General features: G+C 59.8%; 18 protein-coding genes and 4 tRNA genes. 10 read left to right on the top strand and 12 right to left on the bottom strand.

Going from position 1 to position 17,647, the window contains the following annotated elements; all coding sequences use genetic code 11:
• Positions 1-271: 271 nt before the first annotated feature.
• The 5 genes from ACYZUM_RS21750 (at position 272) to ACYZUM_RS21730 (ending at position 2,476) form a co-directional block, all read left to right on the top strand.
• Positions 272-347: transfer RNA gene (locus ACYZUM_RS21750), tRNA-Asn, on the top strand.
• 9 nt (positions 348-356) lie between these two features.
• Positions 357-433: transfer RNA gene (locus ACYZUM_RS21745), tRNA-Pro, on the top strand.
• A gap of 5 nt (positions 434-438) precedes the next feature.
• Positions 439-514 (top strand) — tRNA-Lys (locus ACYZUM_RS21740).
• 97 nt (positions 515-611) lie between these two features.
• Positions 612-688 (top strand) — tRNA-Pro (locus tag ACYZUM_RS21735).
• 162 nt (positions 689-850) lie between these two features.
• Entirely contained in the window at positions 851-2,476 is a 1,626-nt protein-coding gene (locus ACYZUM_RS21730) for a methyl-accepting chemotaxis protein (RefSeq protein ID WP_108183837.1), read from the top strand.
• Positions 2,477-2,634: 158 nt separating this feature from the next.
• Here ACYZUM_RS21730 and ACYZUM_RS21725 read toward each other — a convergent pair whose 3' ends face one another.
• From ACYZUM_RS21725 to ACYZUM_RS21710, 4 genes are all read right to left on the bottom strand, one after another.
• Positions 2,635-3,933, bottom strand: a complete 1,299-nt coding sequence (locus tag ACYZUM_RS21725; protein ID WP_108183836.1) for an NAD(P)/FAD-dependent oxidoreductase — start codon at positions 3,931-3,933, stop codon at positions 2,635-2,637.
• A 63-nt stretch (positions 3,934-3,996) separates the two neighbouring features.
• Complete coding sequence (locus ACYZUM_RS21720; protein ID WP_003228304.1) at positions 3,997-4,170, bottom strand: DUF3094 family protein; 174 nt, start codon at positions 4,168-4,170, stop codon at positions 3,997-3,999.
• A gap of 51 nt (positions 4,171-4,221) precedes the next feature.
• Entirely contained in the window at positions 4,222-4,749 is a 528-nt protein-coding gene (locus tag ACYZUM_RS21715; RefSeq protein WP_108183835.1) for an MOSC domain-containing protein, read from the bottom strand.
• Entirely contained in the window at positions 4,746-5,372 is a 627-nt protein-coding gene (locus tag ACYZUM_RS21710; RefSeq protein WP_003228301.1) for a DUF1780 domain-containing protein, read from the bottom strand. Before ACYZUM_RS21710 ends, ACYZUM_RS21715 begins: the two co-directional genes overlap by 4 nt.
• A gap of 129 nt (positions 5,373-5,501) precedes the next feature.
• Here ACYZUM_RS21710 and ACYZUM_RS21705 point away from each other — a divergent pair, with 129 nt between their 5' ends.
• The 3 genes from ACYZUM_RS21705 (at position 5,502) to ACYZUM_RS21695 (ending at position 6,936) form a co-directional block, all read left to right on the top strand.
• Positions 5,502-5,969, top strand: coding sequence for an FAD/FMN-containing dehydrogenase (locus ACYZUM_RS21705; protein ID WP_108184433.1), 468 nt, complete (start codon positions 5,502-5,504; stop codon positions 5,967-5,969).
• Complete coding sequence (locus tag ACYZUM_RS21700) at positions 5,966-6,655, top strand: energy-coupling factor ABC transporter permease (protein WP_108183834.1); 690 nt, start codon at positions 5,966-5,968, stop codon at positions 6,653-6,655. The genes ACYZUM_RS21705 and ACYZUM_RS21700 overlap by 4 nt, the downstream gene beginning before the upstream one ends.
• A gap of 65 nt (positions 6,656-6,720) precedes the next feature.
• Positions 6,721-6,936 (top strand): hypothetical protein, encoded by a 216-nt coding sequence (locus ACYZUM_RS21695; RefSeq protein ID WP_041065358.1) that lies wholly within the window; start codon positions 6,721-6,723, stop codon positions 6,934-6,936.
• Between the two features lie 6 nt (positions 6,937-6,942).
• Here the strand turns inward: ACYZUM_RS21695 and yacG are convergent, their stop codons facing one another.
• Genes yacG through pilB form a run of 5 tightly spaced genes read right to left on the bottom strand, consistent with a single transcriptional unit; the run spans position 6,943 to position 11,554 of the window.
• The gene (gene yacG, locus ACYZUM_RS21690) at positions 6,943-7,143 is read right to left on the bottom strand and encodes a DNA gyrase inhibitor YacG (protein ID WP_007963861.1); all 201 of its coding nucleotides are present in this window, start codon (positions 7,141-7,143) and stop codon (positions 6,943-6,945) included.
• Entirely contained in the window at positions 7,140-7,763 is a 624-nt protein-coding gene (coaE, locus tag ACYZUM_RS21685; protein ID WP_108183833.1) for a dephospho-CoA kinase, read from the bottom strand. Before coaE ends, yacG begins: the two co-directional genes overlap by 4 nt.
• Entirely contained in the window at positions 7,760-8,632 is an 873-nt protein-coding gene (locus ACYZUM_RS21680) for a prepilin peptidase (RefSeq protein WP_473061184.1), read from the bottom strand. The genes coaE and ACYZUM_RS21680 overlap by 4 nt, the downstream gene beginning before the upstream one ends.
• 1 nt (position 8,633) lies before the next feature.
• Positions 8,634-9,851 carry a type II secretion system F family protein gene (locus tag ACYZUM_RS21675; RefSeq protein WP_047296619.1) on the bottom strand — a complete coding sequence of 406 codons (1,218 nt, stop codon included), beginning with the start codon at positions 9,849-9,851 and terminating at the stop codon, positions 8,634-8,636.
• A 2-nt stretch (positions 9,852-9,853) separates the two neighbouring features.
• Positions 9,854-11,554 carry a type IV-A pilus assembly ATPase PilB gene (gene pilB / locus ACYZUM_RS21670; RefSeq protein ID WP_086792840.1) on the bottom strand — a complete coding sequence of 567 codons (1,701 nt, stop codon included), beginning with the start codon at positions 11,552-11,554 and terminating at the stop codon, positions 9,854-9,856.
• 228 nt (positions 11,555-11,782) lie between these two features.
• On the opposite strand from pilB, the gene ACYZUM_RS21665 reads away from it, so the two are divergent.
• Together ACYZUM_RS21665 and ACYZUM_RS21660 are read left to right on the top strand one after the other, a co-directional pair.
• On the top strand, positions 11,783-12,223 hold the full coding sequence (locus ACYZUM_RS21665) for a pilin (protein WP_108183830.1): 441 nt from the start codon (positions 11,783-11,785) through the stop codon (positions 12,221-12,223).
• A 295-nt stretch (positions 12,224-12,518) separates the two neighbouring features.
• Positions 12,519-12,875 (top strand): BON domain-containing protein, encoded by a 357-nt coding sequence (locus ACYZUM_RS21660; protein WP_007963876.1) that lies wholly within the window; start codon positions 12,519-12,521, stop codon positions 12,873-12,875.
• A 234-nt stretch (positions 12,876-13,109) separates the two neighbouring features.
• On the opposite strand, the gene ACYZUM_RS21655 is transcribed toward ACYZUM_RS21660, so the two are convergent.
• The 3 genes from ACYZUM_RS21655 to ACYZUM_RS21645 form a co-directional block, all read right to left on the bottom strand.
• Complete coding sequence (locus ACYZUM_RS21655) at positions 13,110-13,406, bottom strand: DUF2845 domain-containing protein (protein WP_108183829.1); 297 nt, start codon at positions 13,404-13,406, stop codon at positions 13,110-13,112.
• The gene (locus ACYZUM_RS21650; RefSeq protein WP_142580086.1) at positions 13,406-16,354 is read right to left on the bottom strand and encodes a DUF748 domain-containing protein; all 2,949 of its coding nucleotides are present in this window, start codon (positions 16,352-16,354) and stop codon (positions 13,406-13,408) included. The genes ACYZUM_RS21655 and ACYZUM_RS21650 overlap by 1 nt, the downstream gene beginning before the upstream one ends.
• Positions 16,355-16,574: 220 nt before the next feature.
• Complete coding sequence (locus ACYZUM_RS21645; protein WP_108183827.1) at positions 16,575-17,591, bottom strand: class I SAM-dependent rRNA methyltransferase; 1,017 nt, start codon at positions 17,589-17,591, stop codon at positions 16,575-16,577.
• Between the last annotated feature and the right edge of the window lie 56 nt (positions 17,592-17,647).

Raw genomic sequence — 17,647 nt, 5'->3', positions numbered from 1 at the left:
AGGCCTCGCTTTGCGAGGCCTTTTTTTCGTTAGGCTGTTGAACTCTAAGGAAAAGGCTTGTAAAGTGCGCCCCGCAGTCAGTCACCCGCAGCATCTCAGCTCACTGAGCTGAAATCTGAAATAAGTTGCAAATCATTAACTTGAAAGCGATTTAGGGGGTTGACAGAGGTGTTCTAGGTTGTAGAATAGCGCGCCTCAGACACACGAACGCAGCGATGCGAACGACGTCTAAGAGCTGTAAGTTTCACCGTTGTAAATTGAAATATGTAGTTCCGTGATAGCTCAGTCGGTAGAGCAAATGACTGTTAATCATTGGGTCCCAGGTTCGAGTCCTGGTCACGGAGCCAATTTCAAGCCGGGGTATAGCGCAGTCCGGTAGCGCGCCTGCTTTGGGAGCAGGATGTCAGGAGTTCGAATCCCCTTACCCCGACCATTTTTGGGTCGTTAGCTCAGTTGGTAGAGCAGTTGGCTTTTAACCAATTGGTCGTAGGTTCGAATCCCACACGACCCACCATTTTTGAAACCAGGTAACACTGGGATCGAATCTTAAGATCAGAGGCCAAAAGCGCTGATCGAAGAAGGCGATCTTTGAAAGGTCGCCTTTTTTTTACCGGGGTATAGCGCAGTCCGGTAGCGCGCCTGCTTTGGGAGCAGGATGTCAGGAGTTCGAATCCCCTTACCCCGACCATATTAAAAATCCTCGTATCGAAAGATACGGGGATTTTTTTTGTCCTCGCGAAAGACAATTCCCTTCAAGTCATCGTACAACTTGCCGATAGCCCGCTAACGAGAGGGGACTGCCGCTGTTCGCCCCTTCAATCTGGCCAATACAAGAATAAGGGCGTTCGTCATGTTGCTTCGTCAGTTGAATATTGCTCCCCGTGCCGCATTGGGTTTTGCCCTGATCGCGGTCCTGGTGGCGCTGCTTGGGGTATTCGCCTTGGGGCAGATGTCGAGCATCCGTGACAGTGAGGTCGCGGTAGAGAGCCAGTGGTTGCCGAGCATTCGCGGCGGTGACGAGATTCGCGAGCTGATGTTGCGGATCCGCACGATTTCCCTGCGCATGGCCCTTGATCAGGATCCGCAGAACATCGCGACTTACCGCAGCCAGATGGACACCCGCGACAGGGAACTGAGCGAGAAGATCGCCGCCTACGACAAACTGGTCACCACGCCGGAAGGCCAGCAGCTCTATGACCAGTTCAAAAAAACCTTCGCTGCCTATCGCACCGGCATCGCGCAATCCTTCACCCTGGCCGATCAAGGCAAGCGTAACGAACTGACCAAACTGTTGCTGATTGATATGAAGACCGTGGTCGATGGCTCCGGCAAGCAGCTCAATGACCTGGCGGATCTGTTCGCCAGACAGGTTGCTGCGGAAAGCCAGAAATCCGCTGACCACTACCAGACCTCGCGCACCATCGTCAGCCTCTTCATAGCGCTGGCGGCGCTGGCTACGGTGGCGCTGGCGATGTTGCTCACCCGCAGCATCGTCCGTCCGCTGAGCAGCGCCGTCAGCGCTGCCGAAAGTGTGGCTCGGGGCGACCTGACCCGGCCGATCGAAACCCACGGTAACGATGAAGTCAGCCGTTTGCTCAAGGCGCTGGCAACCATGCAGCAGAACCTGCGGGAAACGCTGCAAGGCATCAGCGGTTCGGCCACGCAATTGGCCACCGCTGCCGATGAGCTCAACGCGGTGACGCTCGACAGCACACAAGGCCTGCAGCAGCAGAACAACGAAATCGAACAGGCAGCGACGGCGGTCAATGAAATGACCACAGCCGTTGAAGAAGTCGCTCGCAATGCCGTGTCGACATCCGATGCCACCCGCCAATCCAGTGAGTCGGCGCAACTGGGGCAGGCGCGGGTCATTGATACCGCATCGGCCATCAATGCGCTGGCCAGCGACGTGCAGCACACCGGCGAGTTGGTGCAATCGTTGGCCAACCAGTCACAGGACATCGGCAAAGTGCTGGATGTGATCCGTGCCATTGCCGAGCAGACCAACCTGCTTGCGCTCAACGCCGCCATCGAGGCGGCCCGTGCAGGGGAAAGTGGACGAGGTTTTGCGGTGGTCGCCGACGAAGTGCGGGCGCTGGCCTATCGCACCCAGCAATCGACGCAGGAGATCGAGCAGATGGTGCAGGGCATGCGCAGTGGTTCAAGCCTGGCGCTGGACTCAATGCAGGCCAGCGCTGCACGGGCCACGACCACACTGGCATTGGCCGAGCGCGCCGGGGAAGCGCTGGAAACCATCACCGCTTCGGTGCATGAGATCCATGAGCGTAATCTGGTGATCGCCAGTGCCGCCGAAGAGCAGGCGCAAGTCGCGCGGGAAGTGGATCGTAATCTGGTGAACATTCGCGACCTGTCGGTCCGTTCGGCGACGGGTGCCGATCAGACCCGTGCGTCGAGCCAAGAACTGTCGCAATTGGCCAACGCACTGCAAGGCATGGTGCGCCGCTTCCAGCTCTGATGAGCGGTGATCGATTGCAGGAATGAGCCTGCTGATTTTGTGAGCTGCACAAAACAATATGGGAGCGTGGCTTGCCCGCGATAGCGGCGGATCAGTCGACATCATCGCCGACTGAGCGACCGCTACCGCTGGCAAGCCAGCTCCCACAAATTTTGGTTTTAGTGCAGTTTCAGGCGTGGCTCGGTACCGCGACCGATCTTGCTGCCCAGCATCAGCATCGCCGTGCGGAACGGTCCGTACAGCGCCATCTGGTGCATGCGGTACAGCGACACGTAGAACATCCGCGCCAGCCAGCCTTCGAGCATCACGCTGCCGGTCAGGTTGCCCATCAAGTTACCCACAGCGGAAAAACGCGACAGCGAGATCAGCGAGCCGTAGTCGGTGTACTTGTACTCCGGCAGGGTTTTGCCCTCGATACGCAGCTTCAGCGACTTGGCCAGCAACGATGCCTGTTGGTGTGCGGCTTGTGCACGCGGCGGCACGTTGCGATCCGAACCCGGTTGCGGGCACGCGGCACAGTCACCGAAGGCGAAAATGTTTTCGTCGCGGGTGGTCTGCAACGTCGGCAGCACTTGCAGCTGATTGATGCGGTTGGTTTCCAGACCGTCAATGTCCTTGAGGAAACCCGGTGCGCGAATCCCCGCGGCCCAGACTTTCAGGCTGGCCTTGATCACGTTGCCATCGGCGGTGATCAGGCTGTCGGCGGTCACTTCGCTGACCGCCGCATTGGTCATCACATTGACCCCGAGTTTCTCCAGGGTCTTGTGCACCGGGGCGCTGATGCGTTCGGGCAGGGCTGGCAGCACTCGCGGGCCGGCTTCGATCAGGGTGATGTGCATGTTCTCCGGTTTGATCCGGTCCAGACCATAAGCTGCCAGTTCATGCGCCGCGTTGTGCAGCTCTGCCGCCAGCTCGACACCCGTGGCGCCGGCCCCGACGATGGCCACGCTGATCTGCTCGACCACATCGGTCTGTCCGGCATGCGCGCGCAGATAGTGGTTGAGCAGTTGCTGGTGGAAACGCTCGGCCTGTTTGCGGGTGTCGAGGAACAGGCAGTGCTGCGCCGCGCCCTGGGTGCCGAAATCGTTGGTGGTGCTGCCGACGCTGATCACCAGCGTGTCGTAAGGCACTTCACGCGCCGGTACCAGTTCCACGCCGTTCTCGTCGTAGGTGGCGGCCAGCTGGATTTTCTTCTGCGCCCGATCAAGCCCGCTCATGCGCCCCAGCTGGAACTCGAAGTGGTTCCATTTCGCCTGGGCAACATAGTTGAGTTCGTCTTCGGAAGAGTTCAGCGATCCGGCGGCCACTTCGTGCAGCAGGGGTTTCCAGATGTGCGTCAGGTTCGCGTCGACCAGCATCACGCTGGCCGTGCCGCGCTTGCCCAGAGTCTTACCCAGACGGGTAGCCAGCTCCAGACCGCCGGCGCCGCCGCCGACAATGACAATACGATGGGACATAGGGATAACTCGCAAGGTTTTTAAAGGAAATCGGTGCGGTTACCCGAGCGAGCGCCAGGCAGCTCATAGCGTCAGGTAACTGATAAGTCGGCTCAGCAAGCCCAGACCAATGGTCACTGCCAGCACCAGCACCAGGAGCATCCACGGCCGGAAAGGCCGGCGCTCGACACGGTGTTGGGACAACTGCAGGTACTCTTCGACATGCTTCTGGTCTTCGGGGTTCAGGCGGCTGGTCATAAAGGCCTCGTCAGGTAGACGTTGCTGAAGGTGGAGACGCTACAGCGGTTTTTATCCCGGGTTGAACGCAGCATAGCCACTGGCCGGAACCGGTTCGACAGAAACACCGTCGTCGAGGCGGATGATCCCGCTTTGTAACACCCGGGCGGTAATTCCGCCATGCCCGCGCACCGCTTGAAAGGTGCCGGGGCCGAGGTTGTTTTGCAGGCGCGCGCAGGGCTGACACCAGCCAGTGGTCTCGAATATTGCCTGACCGATGCGAAAGCGCCGACCCTTGAGACTAAACAGATTGATACCGCTGATGACCAGATTGCGCCGCAGGTCTTCAGGCTTGACCGGATGATCCTGTGACCGGCCCATCAACGTGCTGATCACGGCCAGGTGTTCGAACTGGATCAACGTCACTTGCCGTGCGTTGCGCACACCCGGGCGGGCGTGATCGCCAGTCAGTCCGGCCTCCAGTCGTGCTTCCACCGCGTCGAGTTCGATCATCGGCCCGCGAGACTCGGGGCGCACGCCGATCCAGCGCACGCGCCCGGTCTGCGGGACGTCGGCAATCAACTGCTGCAGCGGCGTCACAGGCTGATCCCGACATCGAAGACGATGCTGCGGCCGAGGTTGCTGCGCAGGAAATCCGGTGCATCAGGATGCGCGAACAGCACCCGGGCGAAGGTCGGCCCGACCAGCGACAGCGAGCGCCAGCCCTGGCGCAGATACTCGGTGGGCGGTGGAAAGTGGCTGTTGAGGTCCAGCACTTCGCGCTTCAGGCTGGCGAAGGCGATGATGTCCAGTTCGCCCAGATCCATGCCGCGTTCCTTGTAGTTGTGCGCTTTTTTGCGCAAGGTCGGCGCCAGCCGCAGCAAGAATTCATTGGCCGGGATCCGCCGTGGCTTGGCTTCACGGCGCACCAGTTGGCTGAGGGAAAATGCACTGCGCCGGCGTTGCAGTTCGTCGCGCCATTCATCGTTGAGTCGGCGGCCTTCGTCGAGCACGAAAAACACTTCGAAATTGGCATCGCGAAACAGCACGTCCGGCGGCTCGCCAGCAGGGGCAAACTCATCGGCGCGGTAGGGAATGTTCAAGCCTTGCAGCAGGCGCTGGCAGACCCAACGCTCACGCTCCCATTTGCGGGCATTGGACAGGAACGCGTTGGCTTGCTCGGCCGCGATGGTCAGCAGGCGTAAATAATCTGAGTCATCCATAAGCCCAAGCTTAGCGTTCAATTGCGACAAGCTGAAAGCACCACGCGGCAATGTGTGTCAGTGGGCGGTTGCAATGGGCGGTGTAGACTGAGGAAAACCGTCCATTAATGCCAAATCGAGGGGATGAACGTGAAATTTCGCTGGCTGCTGGTGTTGGCTGTGATTCCGCTGTGGGCCCAGGCGCTTGAAATCGGTGAGCGGCTGGCGCCCTGGACGTTGCTGGATCAATACGATCAGCCGTTCACCCTCGATAACCGCACCACGACGCTGTTGGTGGCGCGCGACATGGACGGCGCCAAGCTGATCAAGCAGGTGTTGAAAGACCAGCCAAAAGGCTATCTGGAGGCGCGTCACGCCGTGTTTGTCGCTGACATCCAGCGCATGCCGGCACTGATCGCGAAGATGTTCGCGGTTCCGGCGATGCGTGACTACAGCTACCGGGTCATGCTTGATCGTGAAGGCAGGGTGGCGTCGCGTTATCCCGGCGCGGAAGGCTCGGTGCTGTGGCTGCAACTCAAGGACGGCCGACTGCTCGAGCAGCATGAGTACACCGACGCGGCCCAACTGCACGAGGCACTGGAGAAGGCCCGCCCATGATCGGCGCCGAGTTGCTGTCACCGCAAAGCCTGACGGTCGGCTGGCTGATCTATCTGCCGGTGCTTATCTGGGCGATCTGTCGTGCGCCGTGGGTCGAGTTGTTCAGTGACAGTCGCCGTCAGCACCTGCTGTTCGGCACCGTGTTCGCCGTGTTTTTGCTGTGGATGGTGCGCAGGGATTTCGACACCGGGGTTTCTTATCACTTCATCGGCATGACCGCCGTGACACTTTTGCTGGACTGGCCGCTGGCGATTGTCGGCGGGCTGGTGGCGCAGATCGGGTTGGTGTTGCTCGGGCGTCAGGATCTGCTGGCAGTCGGGGTCAACGGTACGTTGCTGATCCTGTTGCCGGTGTTGATCACTGAGTGCGTGGCGATCATCGTCGAGCGTGCCCAGCCGCGAAATCCGTTCGTGTATATCTTCTGTTCCGGATTCTTTGCCGCGGCGTTGTCGGCCTTGTTGTGCCTGACGTTAAGCCTTAGCCTGCTGTGGTACGACGGTCTGTTTGCCATGCCGGAATGGCTGGAAGACTTCATCGGCTACCTGTGGCTGCTGATCTTTCCAGAAGCCTTCATCAACGGCATGGTGATCAGCGCGCTGGTGGTGTTCAGTCCCGAGTGGCTGGAGACCTTCAATCGCACCCGCTACCTTTCGGCGCCGTGGAAGGACGACGATCCCAAGTCTTGATCCACATCAAATCCGTCAGCCTCGCGGCATTTCATGCTCAATCAAATCCTTTCAGGAGCAGCGGCATGAGTGTTTACGAGTGGGCGAGGCAGGAAACGCGGCAGAGTCTGGAGATGGCGCTGGAGGTCGGCTTCGATCCGGGCCTGAGTTTGCGCGCCTTGCTCAGCGCGGTGGTGCAACAGAGCAAGACGGTGCGCAACGCCGAAGACCTTGCCGACGAATTGCGCTTTCTCGCGGAAAACCTCGACGACGATCAGGACTACGGCTTCATGCGGCCCTGATCGCGATCAGTGACGCGGGTCGAAATCACCGGAGAACATTTCGTCTTCGGCATCCGGAGCGACCGGAATCTTGTGCTCTTCGGACGCCCAGGCGCCGAGGTCGATCAGCTTGCAGCGATCGGAGCAGAACGGGCGGAATTTGTTCTCTGGGGTGAATTCCACGGGGGCGCCGCAGGTTGGGCAGTCAACGGTTGGGATTGGGCTCATGCTTGGCCTCCGGATAAAGTCAGGTAAAAGTGATGCAGGCGCTCGACTTCGCTGTGCAGCCAGGCGAGGTCGCGGTCGTTGACCACCACATCGTCGGCACGGCTCAGGCGGTCTTCGCGGCTCGACTGGGCCTTGAGGATCGCCTGGACCTGCTGTTCGCTGGTCTGGTCGCGCTGCAAGGTGCGTTCGATCTGCAGTTGTTGCGGGGCATCGATCACCAGGATGCGCCGGGTCATCGCGTATTGCCCGGATTCGATCAGCAGCGGTGACACCAGGATCGCATAAGGCGATTTTGCCAGCGCCAGATGGTGAGCGATTTCCTCGGCGATCAACGGATGCAGCAGGGCTTCGAGCCAGCGGCGTTCTTCCGGCACTTCAAAGATCAACTTGCGCAGGGCCGCACGGTCCAGCGTGCCATCGGCTTGCAGGACGCCGGGCCCGAAGTGTTCGGCAATCTTCGCCAGCGCCGGACGCCCCGGCTCGACCACCCAGCGCGCTGCGTGATCGGCGTCGACCACATGGATCCCGAGATCGATGAAGTGCTGGGCCGCGGCGCTTTTGCCGCTGCCGATGCCGCCGGTCAGGCCGAGAATCCAGGGTTTTTCCACAGGGGTATTCATTTCAAACCGACAAACTGCCAATAGAAGTCGGTTATTTGACCACCCCAGAGCAAGGCAATCCAGCCGGCAATTGCCAGATACGGGCCGAAGGGCATCGGCGTCGAGGTTTTCTGCTCACGCAGCCGCAGCAGAATCACCCCGACAATCGCTCCCACCAGCGACGACAGCAGAATCGTCAGCGGCAGAATCTGCCAGCCGCCCCAGGCCCCGAGCAGCGCCAGCAGCTTGAAATCGCCGTGGCCGATGCCGTCCTTGCCGGTCAGCAGCTTGAACAGCCAGAACACTGACCACAGCGCCATGTAACCGGCCACCGCACCCCACAACGCCGCGTGCAGCGAGACGAACAGCCCGAAACTGTTGACGATCAGCCCCAGCCACAACAATGGCAACACCAGCACATCGGGCAGCAGTTGATGTTCGGTGTCGATCAGGCTCATCGCCAGAAGGCCCCAGGTGAGGACGATCAACAAGGCGGCCGGCCAGCCGAACCCCAGATGCCAGGCGACGAATGCCGAGAGCAGGCCGCAAGCCAGTTCGGTCAGGGGATAACGTTTGCTGATCGGGGCGGCACACGCCGAACAGCGTCCACGCAGCAACAGATAGCTGAGCAGCGGAATGTTTTCCCACGGCCGAATCCGGTGGCGGCATTGCGGACACTGGGAGTGCGGCAGCATCAGGTTGTAGGTCGGCAGTGGCGTTTCGCTCGGCAGGCCGAGGACGTCCTGCGCCTGCTGGCGCCAATCGCGCTCGAGCATTTTCGGCAGACGCCAGACCAGCACGTTGAGGAAACTGCCCACCACCAGACCCAGCAGCAGGGCGGTGCACACAAAGGCCAGCGGATACAGACTGAAGAGTTGGTCGATAGGCATGTCAGATCGCTGAGCCGAGCTGGAAAATCGGCAGGTACATGGCCACGACCAACCCGCCGACGATGACCCCGAGCACCACCATGATGAACGGCTCCATCAGGCTGGTGAGGTTGTCGACCATGTTATCCACTTCGTCCTCATAAAAACCGGCGACCTTGTCGAGCATGTCATCCAGCGCGCCCGATTCCTCACCGATCGCGGTCATCTGTACCGCCATGTTCGGGAACACCCCGGTGCTGCGCATGGAAAAATTCAGCTGCATGCCGGTGGCGACGTCCTGGCGGATACGCAGCACGGCACGCTTGAACACCACGTTGCCGGTGGCGCCGGCCACCGAATCCAGTGCCTCCACCAGCGGTACGCCAGCGGCGAAGGTGGTCGACAAGGTGCGGGCGAATCGCGCCACCGCCGATTTGTACATCAGCGTGCCCACCAGCGGCAGCTTCAGCAGCCAGGTGTCCTTGCGGTCGCGCAATGCCTGGGATTTTTTCAGCGCATGACGGATGCCGAACACCGCTGCAATCAGGGCGCCGAGCACCGCCCACCACCATTGCTGCATGAACTCGGAGATGCTGATCACCATCAGCGTGAAGGCCGGCAGTTCAGCGCCAAAACCGGAAAATACCGCCTGAAACTGCGGCACCACTTTCACCAGCAAAATCCCCGTGACCACCATCGCCACCAGCACCACGGCTGTGGGGTAAGTCATGGCTTTCTTGATCTTGGCCTTGAGCGCTTCGCTTTTTTCCTTATAGGTTGCGACCCGTTCGAGCAACGTATCGAGTGCACCGGATTGCTCGCCGGCATCCACCAGGTTGCAATACAGCTCATCGAAATACTGCGGCTTCTTGCGCAGGGCGGCGGCGAAGCTGTTACCGGCCGCCACCTCTTGCTTCACTTCGTCCACCAGTTTGCGCATCGCCGGGTTGTCGAAGCCTTCGCCAATGATGTCGAACGACTGCAACAACGGCACGCCAGCCTTCATCATGGTTGCCATCTGCCGGGTGAACAGGGCGATGTCCTGGGCCTTGATGCGTTTGCCGAGGCTGAGCAAGGAGGTGGATTTCTTGCGCACCTTGCCCGGGTTGATGCCTTGTTTGCGCAGCTGGGCCTTGATCAGCGCAGGGTTCTGCCCGCTCAACTCGCCCGTGACCTTGCTGCCTTTGCGATCAGTGCCTTCCCAGGCGTAGATGCTGATTTTTGCTGCCTTGACCGCCATGTTCAGTCCTTGGTGACCCGGTTGATTTCTTCCAGGCTGGTGATGCCTTGCATGGCCTTGTGCAGGCCCGAGGTGCGCAGGTCGTCGAAGCCGTCGCGACGCATCTGGCTGTCGATTTCGAGCGAGTTGCCTTCGGCCATGATCAGCCGCTGCAGCTCGGAAGTGTTTTTCACCACTTCATAAATCCCCACGCGTCCCTTGTAGCCGCCGTTGCAGTGATCGCAACCGACCGGCTCGTAGATCGTGAAATTGCCGATCTGTTCCGGCGGGAAACCTTCCTTGACCAGCGTTTCGCGGGGGATTTCGATCGGTTTCTTGCAGTGGTTGCACAGCTTGCGCGCCAGGCGCTGGGCGATGATCAGGCTTACCGAGGTGGCGATGTTGAACCCGGGAATACCCATGTTGTGCAGGCGGGTCAGGGTTTCGGCGGCGCTGTTGGTGTGCAGCGTGGACAGCACCAGGTGGCCGGTCTGTGCGGCCTTGATCGCGATTTCGGCAGTTTCCAGGTCGCGGATCTCGCCGACCATGATCACGTCCGGGTCCTGCCGCAGAAACGAACGCAGGGCCTGGGCAAAATCCAGACCCTGTTTCGGATTGACGTTGACCTGGTTGATGCCTTCCATGTTGATTTCCACCGGGTCTTCGGCGGTGGAAATGTTGATGTCGACGGTGTTGAGAATATTCAGGCCGGTGTACAGCGACACGGTTTTCCCCGAACCGGTCGGCCCGGTCACCAGAATCATGCCCTGCGGCTGCTTGAGCGCCGCCATGTACAGGTCTTTCTGCGCCGGTTCGTAACCCAATGCATCGATGCCGATCTGCGCGCTGGACGGGTCGAGGATCCGGATCACCACTTTTTCGCCCCACAGGGTCGGCAAAGTGTTGACCCGGAAGTCGATCGACTTGGTCTTCGACAGGCGCATCTTGATCCGCCCGTCCTGCGGTTTGCGCCGCTCCGAGATGTCGAGGCTGGCCATGACTTTCAGGCGTGCGGCGATCCGCCCGGCCAGTTGAATCGGCGGTTTGGCCACCTCGCGCAGGATACCGTCGGTGCGCACCCGCACCCGGAAGTTTTTCTCGTAGGGTTCGAAGTGCAGGTCGGAGGAGCCACTCTTGATCGCGTCGAGCAGCATCTTGTGCACGAAGCGCACGACCGGCGCGTCATCGGCGTCGAGCCCGCCGATGGCGTCCTGGCGGCTGTCGTCGACGGACTCGACATCCATGCCGTCGAGATCGACGTCGGCCATGTCCTCCAGACCGCTGGCGTGGGTGTCGAAGAATTTCTCGATGGCCTCGGTGAGCTTGTCGTCCTCCACCAGAATGGCTTCGGTGCTCAGCCCGGTGCTGAACTGAATGTCATTGATCGCTTGATGATTGCTCGGGTCGGAAATGCCCACGAACAGTTTATTGCCACGGCGCCACAAGGGCAGGGCGTGGTGCTGGCGCACCAGTTTTTCACTGACCAGGCCTTTGGGCTGGGTTTCCTTGTCCAGGCAATTGAGGTCCATGAAGGCCATGCCGAAATGCTCTGAAGCGATCTCGGCCACCTGTGAGCTCTTCACCAGTTTGTTCTGTACCAGGTAGCTGACCAGCGACAGCCGATTGCGCTGCGCCTGTTGCCAGGCCTGCTGGGCGCTTTTTTCCGTGAGCAGTTCGGCCTGTACCAACTGCTTGGCCAGACCGCTCAGAGCGATGTCATTCATGGGAGTTCCGGAAGCTGACAGTTCATGACTTATAGCCTAGTCAAGTGACAGCGCCAAACACCCTCGGTGCAGGTGACAAAAAGTGTCAGATAGTGCGGTTACGGGTTGTAGGAAAGCGCGACTCGGCACCTTTATGCCGAGCGTGCGGGGTCTGCAAGCGGTTGGCACGGCCTATGCTGAGCCCTTTGCAGATCATGAGATTCCGACTCATGCATGGAGAGCCTGTCTATGAACAAACAAAAGGGTTTCACTCTGATCGAGCTGCTGATCGTGGTGGCGATCATCGGCATTCTGGCGACCATCGCCCTGCCGCAATACTCCAAATACCAGGCCCGTTCGAAAGTGACAGCAGGTCTGGCAGAAATCAGCGCGCTCAAAGTGCCGTTTGAAGACACCATCAATCAAGGTACGGATCCGACGCTGACACTGGTGGCGGGCGGCGCTTCCGCGACCACGTCGAACTGCACACTGGCGGCCTCTGGGACGGCCTCGACCGGTGCCGGCACCATCACGTGCACACTGGTGAACGCACCGGGTCCGGTATTGGGTAAGACGATCACGCTCACCCGTTCAGGCGCTGCAACGGGCAGCACCTCTGGCGTGTGGACCTGCGCAACCACCGTCAACCCTGACTACTCGCCAAAAGGTTGCACTGCCAGCGGCACTTGATGCGAGGGCCTGAATGGCAAATGCCCCGATCTTCGGGGCATTTTCATTTCCAGAGCAGTAAAAAAAGCTTCAATAATTTCAGCCATTTAGGAACTTTCCAAAAAACCGCAACTTGCATGTCGATAATCCACACGTCATGCAAATTGCATGATTCCGAAAATTTGTCTAATTCATAACTAATTGATTTATAAAGATTTATTGTCTTTCGAAAAGTTGGCACAGCCTTCGCAATATACCCAGTAACCCTGCTGACAAGACAACCAGCAGACTTTCCAGAAAAACAGGAGTTACTCGTATGAAGAAGTTCGCTATCACTGCCGCTGCTGCTACCGCGCTGACCCTGACCATGGCTTCCGGTGCTTTCGCACAATCCACCCAGGCTACTCAGGCTCCAATGACTCTGGCTGCTGGTGAAATGACCAAGGCTAAAGAAGCTACTTCCGATACTTGGATCACTACCAAAGTCAAAAGCGACCTGGTAACCGAAAAAGGCATTCCTGGTACCGACATCAAAGTCGAAACCAACAAAGGTGTGGTTTCCCTGTCTTCTGACGTCGCTGTCACCGAAGCTCAGAAAACCACCGCTGTGAACATCACCAAGAAAATCAAAGGCGTCAAAGCGGTCTCCGCTGACGGCCTGAAAGCCGAGTAAGGCATGACTTCTCGCCTGGACCGGGAGAAGACGCGACAGACGGGCCGAGCAATACGTCTGCCGCAACTTTAGAGTTCATGCGAACGGTCACACGGATGTGACCATTACGGGCCCCGGCACTTGTGTCGGGGCCTGTTCTATTGGGTAGAAGCAAAAGATCGCAGCCTCCGGCAGCTTCTACAGTGGAATGCATTTCCCTGTAGGCGCTGCCGGAGGCTGCGATCTTTTGATCTTTCAGTTACCGCGCTTGCTGTTGATCTGCCGCAGGCGACTGCCTTCAAAGCGCAGGTATTGATACATGCCGTTGTTCGGGCCGTAGGTCCATTCCTCGACCTGAAATTCTTCGCGCCGGTTGGCGCTGCGTTTGTAGCCGAGGACATCGCGGCTGACCGGTTCGCCGCATTTCTGCAGCACTTCGCTGGCACGGTCGCCGAGACTGACCAACTGGCTGCCGCAACGCAGCGTGTCAGAGGCCAGCGCAGGGCTGCCGGCGAGCAGCAGCGTCAACGCAGCCAGCCATTTGCGCTTCATCATTCGGCGTCCAGATGCATTTGCGTCACGACCCGACCATCGCTTTCGGCCTCGCCAAGGTTAGCGTCGATGAAGTACACGCGATCATCTGCCAACTGGCCTTTGTCGACCAGATAGTCCTTGATGCTGCTGGCGCGTTCCTGACCCAACTGCCGCAGCAGGACATCGCTGGAGCTCCAGAACTTGATCACGCCGTCACGCATTTTCGCCGTGCGTTCTTCCTTGCCCAGATCCTTCCATTCGGCCGGCGGCTGGGTTTTCAGACGCGTGCGGTAGATGCCTTCGAGCAACGGGCCTTTCTCGTTCTCCGGCACTTGCAGCAGGGAAGCCTGGGCTGGCACCTTGTCGCCACGGCGCTGGAGCATCTTGTAGTAGTTGTACTGGTATTCGCGTTCCAGACGCTGTTCGGCCAGCAGCGGACCGTCGCTGCTTTGCGCGGCGGTGCCTTCGATCTCCAGGCGCAGGGTCGGACGTTCCTTGAGCGCCTGGGACAGTTTGTCCAGCGCTGATTCGGCGTCTTTGCTCAGGTCGCTCGAACCTGGGGCAAAGGACACGGTGCCGAGGTCTTCAGAGCCGCCGCCACTGACCAGTCCGCCAATCAGCTTGAACGGCGCGGCAGCCGCTTTGACGATCAGATTGCGCAGGGTCTGCCAGACGATCGGCATTACGCTGAATTGCGGGTTGTTGAGGTCGCCGGTGACCGGCAATTCGATGGAAATCTTGCCATCGACGTCCTTGAGCAGGGCAATAGCCAGTTTCAACGGCAGGCTCACGGCATCCGGGCTGTCGACTTTCTCGCCGAGTTGCAGCTGCTCGACCACCACTTTGTTTTCAGCCTTCAACTGGCCCTTGGTGATCAGGTAGTGCAGGTCGAGATTGAGCCGACCCTTGCGGATGCGGTAGCCGGCGAATTTGCCGGAATACGGGGTGAGCGTGGTCAGTTCGACGCGTTTGAAACTGGTAGCGATATCGAGGCTGGCCATCGGGTCGAACGGATTGACCGCACCTTTGATGGTCACCGGCGCATAGCGGTCGACCTTGCCCTTGACGTCGACGCTGGCCGGTTTCGCCTGACGGCTGTCGATGGTGCCGATCTGGCCGTTGAGTTGCTGGATTGCCGTGGCGAAGTTAGGGGTCAGGCTGAAGTCGGCGAAGTTGGCCGAGCCGTCATTGATCGCGATACCGCCAATGTGAATGCCCAGCGGTTTCGAGTTACTGGCGGGTTTGGCTGCTGCCGTTTTCGCCCCGGAATCGGCAGGTTGCGGGATCAGCAAATCATCAATGTTGGTGGTGCGGTCATCGTTGATCATGAACCGCACATACGGCTGGAACAGGTTGACCTTGTCGATCGACACACTGTCACCGTGTTGATAGTTGATGCCTTCAACCACCACTTGCTGCCATTTGAGGAAGTCGCGGGTTTTCAGGGTGTCGAGGGTGTGCAGTTGATCGATCTGCGCGCGCCCGGTAACGCTGAGTGCCAGTGGCTCGGTGCTCTTGAGGTTGACCTTGAGGTCACTGCCGAGCATACCGCTGCGCAATTCCAGGCGAATGAACGGATTGATGTAGGACTGCGCGACACGCAGGTCGATGTCTTGGGTCTTCACGTTGAGCTGGGCGGTAACCGGTGCGAGGTTGACCACGCCGTCGGCGTTGATCTTGCCTTGTTTGCCCAGACCGCTGTCGAGCCTGACCTTGAAGGGCGAACCGTTGAGGCTGTCGAAATCCTGCAGGTCGATATTCAGCGGCGTCACATCCAGCGCCACCGGCGGGTTGGCCGAACGGTCGGCGAGATGCACGGTGTAGTTGCGCAGTTGCACATCCTTGAGCAGCACCTGCCAGGGCTTGCTCGGCGCAGCCGGCTCTTTCGGCGAGTCGGCGGCGGCCGGAGTGGTCTTGGGTTCGGCGGCGGCCTTGGCGGCAGGCTTCGAGGGTTGGCTGGCGAACAGTTTCTGCCAATCGAGATGGCCGTCGGCTTCGAGCGCGGCCCAGGTTTCCAGTTTGTTGCTGCGGATCTTGCCGACCACTACCTGCTGTTTGGCCAGGTCCAGCGAGGTCTCGCTGACATCAAGGCGTTCGAGTCTGGCCAGCGGACGTCCGTCCGGCGCCTTGATTGCGAACGGCGCAATATTCACCGCGACGTTGTTCAGCAGCAGTTCGGTTTCTTTCGACAGATTCAGTTTGTACTCGGTGCTGAGGTTGATCACGCCGTCTTCGAGCACCAGCGGCAGCGCGTCACGCACATAGGGCCAGAAGGATTTCATCTTGCCGTCGGTGACTTTCAAGGTGCCTTCAGAGGTGAACGGGATCAGGCTGAAGTTGCCTTTCCAGTCGATCTGCCCACCGGCCGGGCCGGCAGCCACCAGGGTCATGTCGGCATTGTCTTCGGGGAGGGTGCTGAGGTTTTTCAGTTCGAAGTCGAGTTTGTCGTAAAGGAACTCGATGGGCTCGCTCGGCCGCGCGTCCTCGAAATGCACGTTGCCGCCGGCCAGCTGGATGCGGTCGATGCGCAGCGGGAACGGTTTGGCATTCGGATCGGCCGGGGTCGGTTCGCTGGCGGGAATCTTGAACAGGCCCAGCAGATTGAGCTGGCCGTCCTTGGCGAAGAGGATTTCGGTCTTGGGCTTGTCCAGCTCGATATCGGCCAGGTGCAGCGCCTTGGTCCACAGGCTGTCGAGTTGCAGGTTGGCGTACAGCCGCTCGAAGCCGACCTGCTCCTTGCCCGGCTCACCGACGACCAGGCCCCACAGGGTGACTTCAAGGCTGAACGGATTGAGCTCGATGCGCTGGATGTGCGCAGGCACAGTGGCGTAGTTCGCCAGTTGCTGGTTGGCAATGCGCAGGGCGACGCCCGGCAAAATCAGAAACCCCAGCAGGCTGTAGAGGGCCAGAGCAGTCAACAAGGCGCCAATCGCGCGAATCAATCCTTTGGGCATGTGCGGCTTCATCTGTCTGAATCGGAGTGCCTTGGAGTATGGCACGCGATTCTGGTTCCGAAGTACATCGTGGGGTGCAGGATTGTTCAGATTGTTCTGTAGGAACACATCCCGTGTGGGAGCGAGCCTGCTCGCGAAGGCGTTCTATCAGTCACCCTGTCTGGTGGCTGATACACCGCTTTCGCGAGCAGGCTCGCTCCCACCTTGGATAGGTATCCGCCGCGCGAGCGGTTCAGAGCTGCAGGATCAGGGTTTTCAGCGGTGGCTGTTGGTCCAGCGACGGGAAGTCCGCGCCCGGGGTCATCACGCTCCATTCGCGCACCGGTCGCCCGGCCTTCTCTGCACAACGCAGGACCTGTTCGCGCCAGTCGTCCATGCTGACTTTCGCCAGGTTGTTGCAGCAGATCAGCACGCCGTTGTCGGCGGTGGTCAGTAGCGCCGGTTTGAGCAGGCTTTGATAGTCGCGCAGCAGGTCGACGGTGCCGAATGCGCTCTTGGCCCAGGCCGGAGGATCGAGCAGCACCAGATCGTATTGGCGCTGTTCGAGGCGCTGATAGCTCGGCAGTTTCTGCCCGCGCCGCTGGCTGATCGGCAGCCCGGCGAGCTGACGGATCGCCGGGAAATAATCGGACTGGATAAATTGCATCTCGGGCAATTGCGGGTTGAGCAGGCCGTTCTCACGGCCGACCGCCAGATTACCTTCGGCGAAATCCAGATTGCACACCTCGCGCGCACCACCTGCAGCGGCACTCAGGCCAACGCCACAGGTGTAGGCAAAGAGGTTGAGCACACTTTTACCCTTGGCGTGATCCTTGACCCAGCCGCGAGTGTTGCGCAGGTCGAGGAACAGCAGCGGATCCTGGCCGGCATGCCGCCCGCGCACGCGATAGTTCAGGCCCCATTCGTGACCGACCAGATCCGCCAGCGCGGCGTCATCGGCTTTGTAGACATTGTCTTCGCGGTCGATCCGCGAGTTGCCGCGGGAGCGGTCGTTGTAGACCAGCAGGGTGTCAAACCCCAGCGTCTGGTTGGCCATGGCGTGCAGTTGCAGCAGGTCGTCGCGTTCCAGCGTCTGGTGAAAGCTCTGCACCAGCAATTGCGGACCGTAGCGGTCGACGGTCAGGCCACCGGCGCCTTCCTGGCTGCCGTGGAACAGCCGATAGCAATCGGTGCCCTGGCTGTGCAGCTCAGCGAGCAGGTCCTGGCGTTTATCGAGGGCGGCGCGCAGCGCCTGATTCAAGGAAGACATGCGTGCGCCTTGCTGGTGAGAATGTGGGCGCGGGAGTTTAGCATTGTGCAGCTACA

It is taken from the genome of Pseudomonas sp. m6p, assembly GCF_055760375.1.
The sequence above is the reverse complement of the archived record's forward strand: the minus strand, read 5'-3'. Positions and strand labels throughout refer to the sequence as shown.

Coding starts and splice junctions, on each gene's coding strand:
- ACYZUM_RS21730 (WP_108183837.1), top strand. CDS start 851: ATGTTGCTTCGTCAGTTGAATATTGCTCCCCGTGCCGCATTGGGTTTT.
- ACYZUM_RS21725 (WP_108183836.1), bottom strand. CDS start 3,933: ATGTCCCATCGTATTGTCATTGTCGGCGGCGGCGCCGGCGGTCTGGAG.
- ACYZUM_RS21720 (WP_003228304.1), bottom strand. CDS start 4,170: ATGACCAGCCGCCTGAACCCCGAAGACCAGAAGCATGTCGAAGAGTAC.
- ACYZUM_RS21710 (WP_003228301.1), bottom strand. CDS start 5,372: ATGGATGACTCAGATTATTTACGCCTGCTGACCATCGCGGCCGAGCAA.
- ACYZUM_RS21700 (WP_108183834.1), top strand. CDS start 5,966: ATGATCGGCGCCGAGTTGCTGTCACCGCAAAGCCTGACGGTCGGCTGG.
- ACYZUM_RS21695 (WP_041065358.1), top strand. CDS start 6,721: ATGAGTGTTTACGAGTGGGCGAGGCAGGAAACGCGGCAGAGTCTGGAG.
- yacG (WP_007963861.1), bottom strand. CDS start 7,143: ATGAGCCCAATCCCAACCGTTGACTGCCCAACCTGCGGCGCCCCCGTG.
- coaE (WP_108183833.1), bottom strand. CDS start 7,763: ATGAATACCCCTGTGGAAAAACCCTGGATTCTCGGCCTGACCGGCGGC.
- ACYZUM_RS21680 (WP_473061184.1), bottom strand. CDS start 8,632: ATGCCTATCGACCAACTCTTCAGTCTGTATCCGCTGGCCTTTGTGTGC.
- ACYZUM_RS21675 (WP_047296619.1), bottom strand. CDS start 9,851: ATGGCGGTCAAGGCAGCAAAAATCAGCATCTACGCCTGGGAAGGCACT.
- pilB (WP_086792840.1), bottom strand. CDS start 11,554: ATGAATGACATCGCTCTGAGCGGTCTGGCCAAGCAGTTGGTACAGGCC.
- ACYZUM_RS21665 (WP_108183830.1), top strand. CDS start 11,783: ATGAACAAACAAAAGGGTTTCACTCTGATCGAGCTGCTGATCGTGGTG.
- ACYZUM_RS21660 (WP_007963876.1), top strand. CDS start 12,519: ATGAAGAAGTTCGCTATCACTGCCGCTGCTGCTACCGCGCTGACCCTG.
- ACYZUM_RS21655 (WP_108183829.1), bottom strand. CDS start 13,406: ATGAAGCGCAAATGGCTGGCTGCGTTGACGCTGCTGCTCGCCGGCAGC.
- ACYZUM_RS21650 (WP_142580086.1), bottom strand. CDS start 16,354: ATGAAGCCGCACATGCCCAAAGGATTGATTCGCGCGATTGGCGCCTTG.
- ACYZUM_RS21645 (WP_108183827.1), bottom strand. CDS start 17,591: ATGTCTTCCTTGAATCAGGCGCTGCGCGCCGCCCTCGATAAACGCCAG.